The organism is Bacillus tequilensis KCTC 13622 (assembly GCF_000507145.1).
GTDB classification, from domain to species: Bacteria; Bacillota; Bacilli; order Bacillales; family Bacillaceae; genus Bacillus; species Bacillus tequilensis.
Window position 1 is genome coordinate 44,983 of record NZ_AYTO01000008.1, and the last position, 14,137, is coordinate 59,119.

At 45.4% G+C, this 14,137-nt stretch carries 13 protein-coding genes and 1 pseudogene; 10 read left to right on the top strand and 4 right to left on the bottom strand.

The genetic code is table 11. The features are described from left to right. Positions 1-69: 69 nt before the first annotated feature. On the bottom strand, positions 70-1,491 hold the full coding sequence (sacB, locus tag V756_RS0103460; RefSeq protein WP_024713436.1) for a levansucrase: 1,422 nt from the start codon (positions 1,489-1,491) through the stop codon (positions 70-72). A 467-nt stretch (positions 1,492-1,958) separates the two neighbouring features. Here sacB and V756_RS0103465 point away from each other — a divergent pair, with 467 nt between their 5' ends. From V756_RS0103465 to padC, 4 genes and pseudogenes are all read left to right on the top strand, one after another. Then, on the top strand, positions 1,959-3,311 hold the full coding sequence (locus V756_RS0103465; protein WP_024713437.1) for a serine hydrolase: 1,353 nt from the start codon (positions 1,959-1,961) through the stop codon (positions 3,309-3,311). A gap of 15 nt (positions 3,312-3,326) precedes the next feature. Further along, positions 3,327-4,010, top strand: a complete 684-nt coding sequence (locus V756_RS0103470; protein ID WP_024713438.1) for an aspartate/glutamate racemase family protein — start codon at positions 3,327-3,329, stop codon at positions 4,008-4,010. A 151-nt stretch (positions 4,011-4,161) separates the two neighbouring features. Continuing rightward, a pseudogene (locus V756_RS1000000124275) lies at positions 4,162-4,583 on the top strand (DUF3237 domain-containing protein). Between the two features lie 22 nt (positions 4,584-4,605). Next, positions 4,606-5,091 (top strand): phenolic acid decarboxylase, encoded by a 486-nt coding sequence (gene padC / locus V756_RS0103480; protein WP_003235304.1) that lies wholly within the window; start codon positions 4,606-4,608, stop codon positions 5,089-5,091. Between the two features lie 28 nt (positions 5,092-5,119). Here the strand turns inward: padC and V756_RS0103485 are convergent, their stop codons facing one another. From V756_RS0103485 to slrR, 3 genes are all read right to left on the bottom strand, one after another. Further along, positions 5,120-5,311: a hypothetical protein gene (locus V756_RS0103485; RefSeq protein ID WP_024713439.1), complete on the bottom strand. Its 192-nt coding sequence runs from the start codon at positions 5,309-5,311 to the stop codon at positions 5,120-5,122. 2 nt (positions 5,312-5,313) lie between these two features. Beyond that, the gene (pnbA, locus tag V756_RS0103490; RefSeq protein ID WP_024713440.1) at positions 5,314-6,783 is read right to left on the bottom strand and encodes a para-nitrobenzyl esterase; all 1,470 of its coding nucleotides are present in this window, start codon (positions 6,781-6,783) and stop codon (positions 5,314-5,316) included. Positions 6,784-6,857: 74 nt separating this feature from the next. Continuing rightward, positions 6,858-7,316: an HTH-type transcriptional regulator SlrR gene (gene slrR, locus V756_RS0103495; protein ID WP_024713441.1), complete on the bottom strand. Its 459-nt coding sequence runs from the start codon at positions 7,314-7,316 to the stop codon at positions 6,858-6,860. Positions 7,317-7,561: 245 nt separating this feature from the next. On the opposite strand from slrR, the gene V756_RS0103500 reads away from it, so the two are divergent. The 6 genes from V756_RS0103500 to V756_RS0103525 all read left to right on the top strand — a co-directional run bounded on the left by V756_RS0103500 (position 7,562) and on the right by V756_RS0103525 (position 14,136). After that, positions 7,562-8,266: a YveK family protein gene (locus V756_RS0103500; RefSeq protein WP_024713442.1), complete on the top strand. Its 705-nt coding sequence runs from the start codon at positions 7,562-7,564 to the stop codon at positions 8,264-8,266. A 5-nt stretch (positions 8,267-8,271) separates the two neighbouring features. Continuing rightward, complete coding sequence (epsB, locus tag V756_RS0103505; RefSeq protein WP_024713443.1) at positions 8,272-8,955, top strand: protein tyrosine kinase EpsB; 684 nt, start codon at positions 8,272-8,274, stop codon at positions 8,953-8,955. A gap of 232 nt (positions 8,956-9,187) precedes the next feature. Beyond that, positions 9,188-11,005: a polysaccharide biosynthesis protein gene (locus tag V756_RS0103510; RefSeq protein WP_172458990.1), complete on the top strand. Its 1,818-nt coding sequence runs from the start codon at positions 9,188-9,190 to the stop codon at positions 11,003-11,005. A gap of 11 nt (positions 11,006-11,016) precedes the next feature. Beyond that, positions 11,017-12,162 (top strand): glycosyltransferase family 4 protein, encoded by a 1,146-nt coding sequence (locus V756_RS0103515; protein ID WP_024713445.1) that lies wholly within the window; start codon positions 11,017-11,019, stop codon positions 12,160-12,162. Continuing rightward, entirely contained in the window at positions 12,159-12,995 is an 837-nt protein-coding gene (gene epsE, locus V756_RS0103520; RefSeq protein ID WP_024713446.1) for a glycosyltransferase EpsE, read from the top strand. Before V756_RS0103515 ends, epsE begins: the two co-directional genes overlap by 4 nt. Then, positions 12,988-14,136 carry a glycosyltransferase family 1 protein gene (locus V756_RS0103525; RefSeq protein ID WP_024713447.1) on the top strand — a complete coding sequence of 383 codons (1,149 nt, stop codon included), beginning with the start codon at positions 12,988-12,990 and terminating at the stop codon, positions 14,134-14,136. The genes epsE and V756_RS0103525 overlap by 8 nt, the downstream gene beginning before the upstream one ends. Position 14,137 lies beyond the last annotated feature (1 nt).

Here is a 14,137-nt window from a genome sequence, read left to right on the forward strand (position 1 = left end):
TCACCTTTATGATCTTGATAAGAAATAAAAGAAAATGCCAATAGGATATCGGCATTTTCTTTTACGTTTTTATTTGTCAACTGTTAATTGTCCTTGTTCAAGGATGCTGTCTTTCACAACAGATGTTTTATCGCCTTTGATGTTCATCAGGAAGCTTGGCGCAAACGTTGCTTTTTTGTCTTCAAAGAAGCCTCTGTTTGTCATGTAGCTTGTAATCACGACATTGTTTCCTTTAGCTTGAGGAACAGCGAAGTGTGAGTAAGTAAATGTCACATCGTTAGGGTCAAGATCCATTTTTAACACAAGGCCTGTTTTGTTCAGCGGCTTGTATGGGCCAGTTAAGGAATTAGATACATAACCAAGCATGTAAATGTCATTAGATGTAATGCCGTCGATTGTCATTTTTGATCCGCGGGAGTCAGTGAATAGATACCATTTGCCATTCATTTTAAAGACGTTCGCGCGTTCGATTTCATCTGTGACTGTGTTAGAAGCAATCAGCGGCTTCTTGACTTTTTTCAGTGTGTAGTCATCGTTTAGCTCGATCATGCCGAGTGCGCCGTTAGCTAATTCAGCATCGCGTTTTTTATCGCTTTGCAGAAGCTTTTTGCTTTCTTCACGGAAGAAAGATGTGCTTTTGCCATAGTATGATTTGTTAAATAAAGACTCTTCGCCTTGGTAGCCGTTGTCAGTACCAGTGTTCGCTTCAAATACTAAGTATTTATGGCCTTTATCCTCTACGTAGTGCGGGTCTCTCAGCGTATGGTTATCACCGGAGCTGTAGTTGCCTTCATCGATGAACTGCTGTATATTTTGATACGTTTTGCCGTCACCGTCAAAGATTGATTTGAAATCCTCTACACCGTTGATGTCCAGAGAGCTGTCAGATGCTGATACGTTAACCTGTGCAGTTGTCAGTGTTTGTTTGCCGTAATGTTTACCAGAAAAGTTCGTGTAGAACAAACGGATGTGACCGTCAGATGTGAATGTCGCTGAACCAGACCATTCTTGTGTTTGGTCTTTCAGGATTGAATCATTTGTATCGAATTTGTCGCTGTCTTTGAAGACGCGGCCAGCGTTTTTCCAGCTGTCAATAGAAGTTTCGCCAGCTTTTTGATAGAACATGTAAATGGATGTATCATCTGCATCTTTAGGATTTCCGGCTAATGCGAAAACGATGTGGTAGCCATGATAGTTTGCGACTGTGCCGTCAGCGTTTTGCAGTGGCCAGCTGTCCCAAACGTCCAAGCCTCCTGCAGAAGGGATATTTTTAATTGTGGATGAATCAAATTCAGGCACCTGATATTTTTCATTTTTTTGCTGTTCAGGGATTTGAAGCATGTCTTGGCGTGTAATATGGGAAATGCCGTAAGTTTTCTTATACGGTTTTTGAGTTGTTTCTTTCGCAAACGCTTGAGTCGCGCCTCCTGCCAACAGTGCAGTAGTAAAGGTTAATACGGTTGCTTGTTTTGCAAACTTTTTGAAGTTCATCGTTCATTCTCCTTTTTTATGTACTGTAAAAGTGATCCGCTTCTTCCAGCCCTCCTGTTTAAAGATGGCAAGTCAGTTACACAATAAAAAAGACCTAAAATATGTAAGGGATGGCGTCAAAGAATACACTCTGCCCTTTACACATTTTAGGTCTTGCCTGCTTTATCAGTAACAAACCTGCGTGATTTACTTTTCGACATCATTCTATTAGACTCTCGTATCGATTGCAACTGGTCTATTTTCCTCTTTTGTTTGATAGAAAATCATAAAAGGATTTAAAGAGTACAGGTCTAAAGAACTAAAATAATGATCTGTTTCTTTTCGTTCTCTGTATTTTTTATAGTTTCTCTTGCATGGGTATAAAGTTGCCTTTTTAATAATAATTCAGAAAATAGCAAGGTGAATCTTTTTGAAATATTTGAAACATTCATAGCTTAGTAACGTACAAAGATATGGGAGGTGGATGAATGAAACAGGATAAAGGAAGGCACCTGAAGACGTTATTTAAGGCATTAGGCCAAAAACATCAGTTTAACGGGACGGTTCTGGCTGCGGAGGATGGCGATATCTTATACCATCACTCTTTCGGTTATGCGGAACTGACGGAAAAACGCCCCTTGCAGACCAACTCTTTGTTTGAGTTAGCATCTCTGTCAAAGCCTTTTACAGCTTTGGGAATCATCTTGCTGGAGGAGAAAGGGATTCTTGGGTATGAAGACGATGTGGAACGCTGGCTGCCGGGTTTTCCTTATAAGCGTGTCACGATTCGGCATTTATTGAACCATACGTCGGGGCTGCCTGATTATATGGGATGGTTTTTAACCAATTGGGACCGACACAAGATTGCGGTGAATCAGGATATTGTCAATATGCTGATGAATGAGGGGCTGCCCGGTTATTTTGAGCCGAATGACGGCTGGCTGTACAGCAATACGGGATATGTGCTGCTGGCGGTTATCATTGAAAAAGCATCTGGCATGAGCTATGCGGATTTTATGAAAGTAAGTATTTTTTCACCTGTCGGCATGAAGGAAACGAGAGTGTATAATAGGAGGCTTCGGCCTGAGCGGATGGACCATTATGCATATGGATATGTGTATGATGTACATTCCGAAACGTATGTCCTTCCTGACGATCTCGAGGAAACGAACTATGTTGTGTACCTCGATGGCATACAGGGAGATGGGACGGTGAACGCTGTCGCAAGTGATTTGTTTCGATTTGATCAGGCTTTATATCAGGACGATCTCATCAGTAATGCTTCTAAAAAAGCCGCGTTTTCACCAGTGCGCTTGAACAATGGTGAAACGTTCGATTACGGCTTTGGCTGGGTGCTGCAAAATAGTCCTGAAAAAGGGCGGATTGTGAGCCACAGCGGAGGATGGCCCGGCTATTCGACGACGATGATCCGATATATTGACCATCGCAAAACGCTGATCTATTTGAGCAATAAGGAAGAGGATGCTGGATACGAACAGGCAATTCTGCAGGCAGCGGAGAATATTTTATTTGATCAGCCGTATGAGATTCCAGAACGTCCTACTGATAAAAAGAAGAAAAAAATTGATCCTGCGATATACAGCCGCTATGTTGGCAGCTATGTCCTTCAGGATGGGACGGCTGCACGGGTGACAGCAGAAAATGACCGGCTTTATTTGGAGATCACTGGGCAGCTGAGACTGGAATTATTTCCTTCCTCAGAAACCCGTTTCTTTTTGCGATCATTGTCTGTTGAAATAGAATTTGTTTTAGGTGATGGTGCTGCGAAAAGCTTTATCATCTATGAAGATGGCACAGAAGAAGCGATCCGCACGGATTAGAAAGGATTGAACGTAATGATAGGAATATTAGCCGGAATGGGGCCGAAATCGACATCACCGTTTGTTGATAAGGTCATTGATTACTGTCAGAAGCTGTATGGCGCTGAAAACGATATTGACTACCCGCACATGATGATCTATTCATGCCCGACACCCTTCTATGCAGATCGTCCCATTGACCATGATGAGATGAAAAGAGCGATTATTGATGGAGCGGTAAAGCTCGAAAAGACAGGTGTTGATTTCATTGCTCTCCCTTGTAATACGGCGCATGTGTACTATGAAGAGATTCAGCGGGAATTGTCGGTTCCTTTGTTACATATCATTGAGGAAACGATAAAAGAAATGCCGCATACTGCAAAAAAAGTTGCGGTTTTAGGAACAGATTCTACCATGCAATCAGGTATCTATCAAAAAGGTTTGAAGGCGAACGGGCAGAAATTTGTTCACAAGGATCATTGGCAGCAGGCTGTAAATCAGCTCATCACCGCAATCAAAAAGCCAAATCATATGCAGGATCCACAAGCATTGTGGCAAACGCTATATGAAGAAATCAGTCAGCATGCAGACAGCATTATTTCAGCCTGCACGGATTTAAATGCGGTGTTAGACAATATTCAAAGTGAGATTCCGATTATCGATTCCTCAGACTGTCTTGCAAAAAGCACCGTTAGCACATATCTTGCCTATCAAAGCTAACAAGGACTGTATCAAACAGTCCTTGTTTTTTATATTCCTATTGGTTTGACAGCTATATGTAATAGTGTTAAAGTAAACATGTAAATAGTTACATGATTTTTAAGGCGAGGCAGCGCTTGTGATGAATCCGGTTTTTAAATGATTCGCCTCTTTGGAAACCAAGGTTGATCCGCCTATTCCTATTTGTGGGACAGGCCTGGGATTGAGATGTTTCATTCCGATTCGTTCGGGAACAATAACTGGAGAAATAAAGGAGCGTATTTTGCCGGGCGGTGCCGGTTCACAAATCATTCACGCTGACGGCAGTACAGATTGATCTGCCAGATATGGATCGAAACAGCCGATCATGAACTGATTTACATTGAAAACAATGGAATACGGCAAGTCAGCGATCTGTTTTGAAAACAGGACGCGGCCGGGGAAATGATTGATCCGGCGCATGTTTATTTCCGTATGGTGCCGACATTTGAAACAGGCAGTGAAGCCTATCAACGGCTGCATGACCACTTGTTTATCGGTTCCGCAGAAAGAACCCCTGATTACGTTCGACTAGACATTTATGCAGTACAGTAAAAGACTAAGGAGAGTGTGAAAGATGGAAAACTTTATCGGAAGCCACATGATTTATACTTATGAAAATGGATGGGAATACGAGATTTATATTAAAAACGACCATACAATCGATTATAGAATTCATAGCGGAATGGTTGCCGGACGCTGGGTACGGGATCAGGAAGTCAATATTGTCAAACTGACAGAAGGCGTATATAAAGTGTCTTGGACAGAACCTACAGGCACAGATGTTTCATTAAACTTTATGCCGAATGAAAAACGCATGCACGGCATTATTTTCTTCCCGAAATGGGTGCATGAACATCCTGAAATTACGGTCTGCTATCAAAATGACCACATTGATCTGATGAAAGAATCCCGCGAGAAATATGAAACGTATCCGAAATATGTTGTACCTGAGTTTGCAGAGATTACATTTCTGAAAAACGAGGGAGCCGATAATGAAGAAGTGATTTCGAAAGCTCCTTATGAAGGAATGACAGACGATATTCGCGCAGGAAAATTATAAGAAACAGAAAAACCCGGGATCAAGAGAATTACTTCTCTTTCCCGGGTTTTCTTTTTGCTGAATATGAGGGAACCATCACAATCCCCGCGAAAAACAGTATGATTCCAGTCCAGCGCATGGGCTGATAATAGGCTGTGTCCCGTAAAAAAATCACTGCTGACAAAATGATGATACAAGCGGCCACCACAATGACAGCGCCAATATATCCTGTTTTCCCCATGTTTATTCTCCTTGTGAAGGGAATAGTTTTTGCCTTTTTTCAGCGTCAGGATCGCTTTCGATGGCAATCTCTGAATCTAAAATCAGCGTCTTTCTTGTTTCTTCATCATACGATGGCCATTTTACATCTTTAGTGCTTGGGTTTCCCGTTTTTGCGAACGTGATCCATGCTGATTGTATAGTGTGAGACAGCTGTTTTACATCTTCGGTAATCTCCGCTTTTGCCATTCGTTCTAACCCGTCCAGATTTCCGAAAACAAAAGGAATCTCTAAGGCGTGAACCGCTTTATGAAACGGCGGATGATCCGAGTGCCAATCAAAGCGGTACATCCAGACAGGCGCGTAATGGGACTGGGCGGATGCATAGGCAACCGACGGACGCCAAAACAATAAATCAGTCATCATATGAATTTGGCTTTCCAGCGAACGTGGATAAAGATCGGCAACTTTCTCGGCCAGCGGCTGCCCTAATAAATACTCGAGCGCGGCATCAAGTGTTTCCTGTGGAAGAACCTCTGAGTCCGGGGTGAAAAATAAATATCCTTCATCTCGGTTTGTACCGATGATCAGCGGAATGCCGTCAGCAGCACCTTCTGCGATCGCTTTTTCCGGTTCCACAGGCAGCGTTTTCGGATCAAGGGCGGGCTGGAAGAATAACTGAAAGATATTTTCATTTTCTTCTTTCCGAAGCTGATCGGCCGCTTTAAGCAAATCTTCCGCAGGTATAGTGTGCAATCTGTCTAATCGGCTTTCGTCAATCCCAAGGACCTGTAAAAAGGCGGCAGCGGTGCTAGCCGCTTTTTCTTTTGTCATCGTTCGGGAAGCGCCGCTTTCCATGATCGCTTTCTGGAACAGGCCTTTTGCCGCAGGCATAGCGAGCAGCGCCGCAATGCTCATGCTGCCTGCGGATTCTCCAAATACCGTTACGTTATCCGGATCACCGCCAAACGCTGAGATATTGTCCCGCACCCATTTCAGTGCGGCGGCCTGGTCCAAAAGCCCAAGGTTGTCGGAATACGCCTCATCAAATGAAGACAGATGTAAAAATCCAAACGGTCCCAGCCGGTAGTTCAGTGTAACGACAATGACCTCTCCTTGCGCGGCAAGTTTTGATCCGTCATACAATGGCTCACTGCCTGACCCAAGATAAAAAGCGCCGCCGTGAATCCACACCATAACAGGCAGGTTTTGACTTGGAGTGTCAGGCGCGAACACATTGAGATACAGGCAATCCTCGGACTGGCGGGGCAGCTCAGTATACGAAAGTGACAGCAAATCAGACGGCTGAGGGCAAATCGGGCCGTACGCTGTTGCGTCCAGTTCGTTCTCCCACGCTTTAGGCGGCTCCGGTGCTTTGTAACGCAATTGTCCGACAGGCGGCTCTGCATAGGGGATGCCTTTCCATATATGTACGCCATTTTCTGTTGTGCCTTTTACTTTGCCGTATTGAGTCGTTACTGTTTGATGAGTCATCGTGTTCTCTCCCTTTTTCCCCCATTATAAACAGATTTGTCCTGAAGATGCGAACGTCAGCCCTTAGCCGATATTCATCTGCCCATCGTTTTGAAAAAGGATTTGACTTCCTGAACGGTCAAGCCGATTTCTCTTGCTTCCGCCATCAGCGCCTTCCATTCTTCTATATTGGATTCTGTCAGTTTACGGTTGCGGTAGGAGGCCGTTTCAGACGGTTCTTTCCTCAGTTTGTTCGTAAAAGTGAACAGTTCCTCCTTTTCCATTCCGGCTTGGACAGCTTGCACAAGATGCACACGCCATTCCTCTTCACCGCCGCTGATTTTTTCATACATCATTGTTTCTGCGTCGAATAATTCTGTTAATTCAACCTCCAAGGTAGCGGAAATTTTCTTTAAAAATTGAACGGACGGATTCGTATGAACGCCTCTTTCAATCTTGCTTAAATAGGATTTAGATACACCTGATTCAATAGCCAGCTGATTAATAGAATAGCCTTTTCTTTTACGGTATAAACGGATAATTCTTCCAATCATAATGTGAAATTCTCCTCTATTCCTGTCGTTATTTTGTTCATTATAAGGAATTAATTGTTCTTTATAAAATTTAAAATAGTAAGGGAAGTGCAGTAAATTAGAGGAAAATCACGATTTTGTTCTCTAAAGAGAACTTATTGGCTTATTTTGAAATTTTTAAATAATACTCTTTTCTTTTATAATCCAATCATTAACAGAAAGGGGCGCGGGAAGCCAGACGCGGGAAGGCTAATGGCTATGAATACATGAATGAGAATATGAGTTTTAAAGAATTATATGCGATTGTCAGACACAGATTCGTGCTGATTTTGCTCATTACAATCAGCGTCACTCTGATTACGGGTTATGTGCTATATAAGGTTATTTCACCGACCTATCAGGCATCGACACAAGTGCTGATTCATCAATCAGACGGTGAAGAAAACTCGCATCTCAGTGACATCCAGCGAAATCTTCAATACAGCAGCACGTTCCAATCGATTATGAAAAGCACTGCCTTGATGGAAGAGGTCAAGGGAGAATTGCACCTTTCTGAATCAGCTTCCTCGCTGAAAGGAAAAGTGATGACAAGCAGTGAAAATGAATCAGAAATTATTACCGTTGCCGTCCAGGATCACGATCCGGCAAAAGCGGCTGAGATTGCGAACACATTAGTAAGCAAGTTTGAAAAAGAAATAGATAAACGAATGAATGTGCAAGGCGTGCATATTTTATCAGAGGCGAAGGCTTCTGAAAGCCCGATGATCAAGCCGGCCAGGATGCGAAATATGATCATGGCTTTTGGCGCTGCAGTCATGGGCGGCATAACACTGGCATTTTTTCTGCATTTTCTCGATGATACGTGCAAAAGCGCACGGCAGCTCAGCGAGAGAACCGGATTATCATGCTTAGGCTCCGTTCCAGATGTCCAAAAAAGGCGGAACCGAGGGATAACACATTTTGGGGAGTGAAGCGAGTGGTTTTTAGAAAAAAGAAAGCAAGGCGGGGATTGGACCAAATATCCGTTTTACACAATAAATCAATTGTTGCAGAACAATATCGCACCATTCGGACAAACATTGAGTTCTCATCTGTCCAGACCAACTTGCGGTCTATCCTCGTCACCTCCTCTGTGCCTGGTGAAGGTAAATCGTTTAGTGCTGCGAATCTTGCGGCTGTCTTTGCACAGCAGGAGGAAAAGAAGGTGCTGCTGGTGGATGCCGATTTAAGAAAACCGACCATCCATCAGACATTCCAAGTTGAAAATATAACCGGGCTGACAAATGTCCTGGTCGGTAATGCTTCACTCAGTGAGACGGTGCAAAAGACACCAATCGATAACTTATATGTGCTGACAAGCGGGCCGACACCGCCGAATCCGGCTGAACTGCTGTCTTCAAAAACGATGGGAGATTTAATCGCTGACATTTATGAACAATTCAGCCTTGTCATCTTTGATTCTCCTCCGCTTTTGGCAGTCGCGGATGCTCAGATTTTAGCAAATCAGACAGACGGCAGCGTGCTCATCGTTTTAAGCGGAAAAACAAAAAACGATACCGTCCTGAAAGCGAAGGATGCACTGGAACAATCCAATGCGAAGCTGTTAGGCGCTCTTTTAAACAAAAAGAAAATGAAAAAATCAGAACACTATTCCTACTAATAGATTGTAAAGGTGATGTCTCCTGACCTATATCAATGGAGGCACTCGGCTCTGCTGTGGGCAGCTGATTTGCTGCCTTAGATGCTGGTCGTCGCTGGCGGGGTGTGAGGACGGGTTAAATGCCCACTTATCTGATATATACATAGGATGTGTTGTCGGTTTAGCTGCTGACAATGTTTCGAAGACGAAAACCGCCGCAGCTAAACCGATAAAAGAATTAGGGGGGAAAAGGTTGAGTTACCGGAGAAGACTGTCCATGATTATTGCATTGGATACTTATCTTGTTTTACATTCAGTTATTGCAGGATATCAATTTTTAGAAGATTCCTATCAGTTTTATGACTCCGGAGCATTATTGCTTACCGCTGTCAGCTTGCTCCTCAGTTATCATGTATGTGCTTTCCTGTTTCATCAGTATAAACAGGTGTGGACATACACAGGACTCGGCGAGCTGCTCGTCCTGCTTAAGGGCATTACGCTATCAGCCGCTGTGACCGGCGTCATTCAGTATGCTGTGTATCATACGATGTTTTTCCGTCTGTTAACCGCGTGCTGGGTGCTTCAGCTTTTGTCCATCGGAGGAACCCGTGTTTTATCCAGAGTGGTAAAAGAAAGTATTAGAAAAAAACGCAGCGCCTCGTCCCGCGCATTGATTATCGGGGCGGGTTCAGGCGGAACACTGATGGTCAGGCAGCTGCTTTCAAAAGATGATCCTGACATCCTGCCAGTCGCTTTTATTGATGACGACCAAACAAAGCATAAATTAGAAATTATGGGGCTGCCCGTGATCGGCGGTAAAGAAAAGATCATGCCTGCGGTGCAAAAGCTCAAAATTAACTATATTATTATTGCCATTCCTTCACTCCGCACCCATGAGCTTCAGATGTTATATAAAGAATGTGTGCGAACGGGAGTAAACATTAAAATTATGCCTCATTTTGATGAAATGCTATTAGGCACACGAACTGCCGGGCAAATCAGAGATGTAAAAGCCGAGGATTTGCTCGGCAGAAAACCGATCACTCTCGACACAAGTGAAATTTCGAACCGCATCAAAGGAAAAACAGTTCTCGTTACGGGAGCGGGCGGGTCAATCGGCTCGGAAATCTGCCGGCAGATCAGCGCGTTTCAGCCTGAGGAAATTATCCTGCTCGGCCATGGGGAAAACAGCATTCATTCAATTTATACAGAGCTGAACGGACGTTTCGGCAAACATATCGTATTCCGTACGGAAATCGCGGATGTGCAGGACCGCGATAAAATGTTTACCTTGATGAAAAAGTACGAACCGCACGTTGTCTACCATGCAGCCGCCCATAAGCATGTGCCGTTAATGGAACACAACCCTGAAGAGGCTGTCAAAAACAACATCATTGGAACAAAAAATGTCGCGGAAGCAGCCGATATGGCGGGGACAGAAACGTTTGTGCTGATTTCATCGGACAAAGCGGTGAACCCGGCCAACATCATGGGGGCGACAAAACGATTCGCTGAGATGGTTATTATGAATCTCGGAAAAGTCAGCAGAACCAAATTTGTTGCTGTCCGTTTCGGCAATGTACTCGGGAGCCGCGGCAGCGTCATTCCGATTTTCAAAAAACAGATTGAAAAAGGCGGACCGGTGACGGTCACACATCCGGCAATGACCCGCTATTTCATGACGATTCCCGAGGCATCAAGACTTGTCATCCAAGCCGGGGCACTGGCGAAAGGGCGCCAAATTTTCGTTCTCGATATGGGAGAGCCCGTAAAGATTGTGGACCTTGCCAAAAACCTCATTCATTTGTCCGGCTACACGACTGAGCAAGTTCCAATCGAATTCACAGGCATTCGTCCCGGTGAAAAAATGTATGAGGAATTGCTCAACAAAAATGAAGTGCACACTGAACAAATCTTTCCGAAAATACATATCGGTAAAGCGGTGGACGGCGATTGGCCGGTGCTGATGCGCTTTATCGAGGACTTTCATGAGCTGCCGGAAGCCGATCTGAGAGCGAGGCTGTTTGCGGCGATCGATACAGACAAAATGACGGCTGCCAGTGTTCATTAGGGGGAGTAAAGATGACGAAAAAGATATTGTTTTGCGCGACTGTCGATTATCATTTTAAAGCCTTTCACCTCCCTTACTTTAAATGGTTTAAACGAATGGGCTGGGAGGTTCATGTCGCCGCGAGCGGACAAACCAAGCTCCCGTATGTGGATGAGAAATTCTCCATACCCATTCGCAGATCGCCTTTTCATCCTCGCAATCTGTCCGTTTACAGACAGTTGAAGGAAGTGATCGATACCCATCAATACGACATCGTCCATTGCCATACGCCGGTCGGCGGCGTGCTGGCCAGACTAGCGGCGCGAAAGGCGCGACGGCAAGGAACAAAGGTGCTGTACACCGCGCACGGATTTCACTTCTGCAAAGGAGCGCCGATAAAAAATTGGCTTCTTTACTATCCGGTTGAAAAATGGCTTTCGGCCTATACAGATTGTCTGATTACAATCAATGAGGAGGATTACACACGGGCGAAGGGACTTCAAAGGCGCGGCGGCCTGACGCGGAAAATTCACGGCATCGGCGTCAATACCGAGCGCTTCCGGCCTGTCAGCCTGAAAGAGCAGCAAAGACTCAGAGAAAAACACGGATTTCGCGAGGATGATTTTATCTTGGTTTATCCCGCTGAGCTCAATCTGAACAAAAATCAGAAGCTGTTAATCGAGGCCGCAGCCTTGCTGAAAGACAAAATTCCGTCGCTCCGCCTTGTTTTTGCCGGAGAAGGAGCGATGGAACAAACGTATCGAACATTAGCTGAAAAGCTTGGCGTTTCCCGGAATGTCCGCTTTTACGGCTTTTGCCGAGACATACATGAGTTGATTCAGCTTGCGGATGTGTCTGTCGCATCCAGCATCAGAGAGGGTCTCGGCATGAATGTGCTTGAGGGGATGGCGGCGGAAAAACCGGCAATTGCCACGGATAACCGCGGGCATCGGGAAATCATCAGAGACGGAGAAAACGGTTTTCTAGCCAAAACTGGTGACAGTGCCGAGTTTGCCGGCCGGATTGAACAGTTGTATCATAAGCCGGAACTCCGCAGAAAGCTGGGACAGAAAGGCCGAAAAACAGCCTTGCGCTTTTCTGAGGCGCGAACGGTAGAAGAAATGGCAGATATTTATTCCGTCTACATGGATATGGATACAAAGGAGAAAAGCATATGAACTCAGGACCAAAAGTTTCTGTCATTATGGGCATATATAATTGTGAACGCACTTTGGCGGAAAGCATTGAATCCATTCTCAGCCAGTCCTATAAAAATTGGGAGCTGATTATGTGCGATGATGCGTCCACAGACGGCACGCTCCGCATCGCGAAGCAGTATGCGGCTCATTACAGCGACCGCATCAAGCTGATTCAAAACAAAACAAACAAGCGGCTTGCCGCATCATTAAATCATTGTCTTTCGCATGCGGAAGGAGAGTATATCGCACGCCAGGACGGAGACGACCTTTCATTTCCGCGCCGTCTGGAAAAGCAGGTCGCGTTTTTAGAAAAGCACCGCCACTATCAGGTGGTTGGCACAGGCATGCTTGTGTTTGATGAATATGGTGTAAGAGGCAAACGCATTCTGCCATCTGTTCCTGAGCCGGGCATCATGGCAAAAGGGACCCCGTTTTGCCACGGGACAATTATGATGAGAACGAGCGCCTACCGCACGCTGAAAGGCTACCGTTCGGTGCGGCGGACGAGACGGATGGAGGATATTGATTTGTGGCTTCGCTTTTTTGAAGAAGGCTTCAGGGGCTACAATCTTCAGGAAGCCTTGTATAAAGTAAGGGAAGACAGCGATGCATTCAAGCGCCGGTCATTTACATATTCAATCGACAATGCCATCCTTGTCTATCAGGCATGCAGGCGCTTAAAGCTCCCTTTATCTGATTACATATATATCGCAAAACCGTTAATCCGCGCGTGTATGCCTGCAGCTGTGATGAATCGCTACCACAAAAAAAGAGTGATGAACCAAAAGGAAGGGCTTGTCAAGCATGAATAGCAGCCAAAAACGCGTGCTTCATGTTCTAAGCGGCATGAACAGGGGCGGCGCGGAAACCATGGTGATGAATTTATATCGGAAAATGGACAGAAGCAAAGTACAATTTGATTTTTTAACATATCGAAATGATCCGTGCGCTTACGATGAAGAAATTTTATCTTTAGGCGGGCGGCTTTTTTATGTCCCGAGCATCGGGCAAAGCAATCCCCTTACATTTGTGAGGAATGTGAGAAACACGATTAAAGAAAATGGGCCGTTCAGTGCGGTTCATGCGCATACGGATTTCCAAACGGGTTTTATCGCCCTTGCCGCAAGGCTTGCCGGAGTGCCGGTCAGGGTATGCCATTCCCACAATACGTCATGGAAGACGGGCTTCAATTGGAAGGATCGCCTGCAGCTGATGATGTTCAGGCGGCTTATCTTGGCGAATGCGACAGCACTGTGTGCCTGCGGAGAGGATGCGGGCAGATTTTTATTCGGGCGGTCCAACATGGAGCGGGAGCGTGTTCAGCTCCTTCCGAACGGGATTGATCTAGATTTGTTTGCGCCAAACGGGCAGAGGGCTGATGAAGAAAAAACAGCGCGAGGCATTGCAGCTGACCGTCTCATCATCGGGCATGTGGCTAGGTTTCATGAAGTGAAAAACCACGCGTTTCTGTTGAAGCTTGCTTCACATCTCAAGGAACGAGGGATTCGCTTTCAGCTCGTCCTCGCAGGAGACGGGCCGCTGCGAGAGGAGATAGCAAAGGAGGCGCGGCGGCAGGATCTGCTTTCAGATGTCCTCTTCTTAGGCACTGAAGACCGCATTCATGAATTGATGCGCACCTTTGATGTGTTTGTCATGCCGTCTCTGTATGAAGGCTTGCCGGTTGTGCTTGTGGAAGCGCAGGCGTCTGGGCTTCCATGCATCATTTCAGATACGATTACAGAAAAAGTCGACGCCGGTCTTGGGCTTGTGACGAGATTGAATCTTTCTGAGCCGATCGGCGTCTGGGCTGAAACCATTGCAAGGGCCGCCGCAGCAGGCAAGCCGAAGCGTGAGCTCATCAAAGAAACACTCGCTGAACTCGGCTATGATGCACGGCAAAATGTAGGAGAGCTGCTGAATATGTACAATATCAGCAGCGTAAAAGGACAATAAC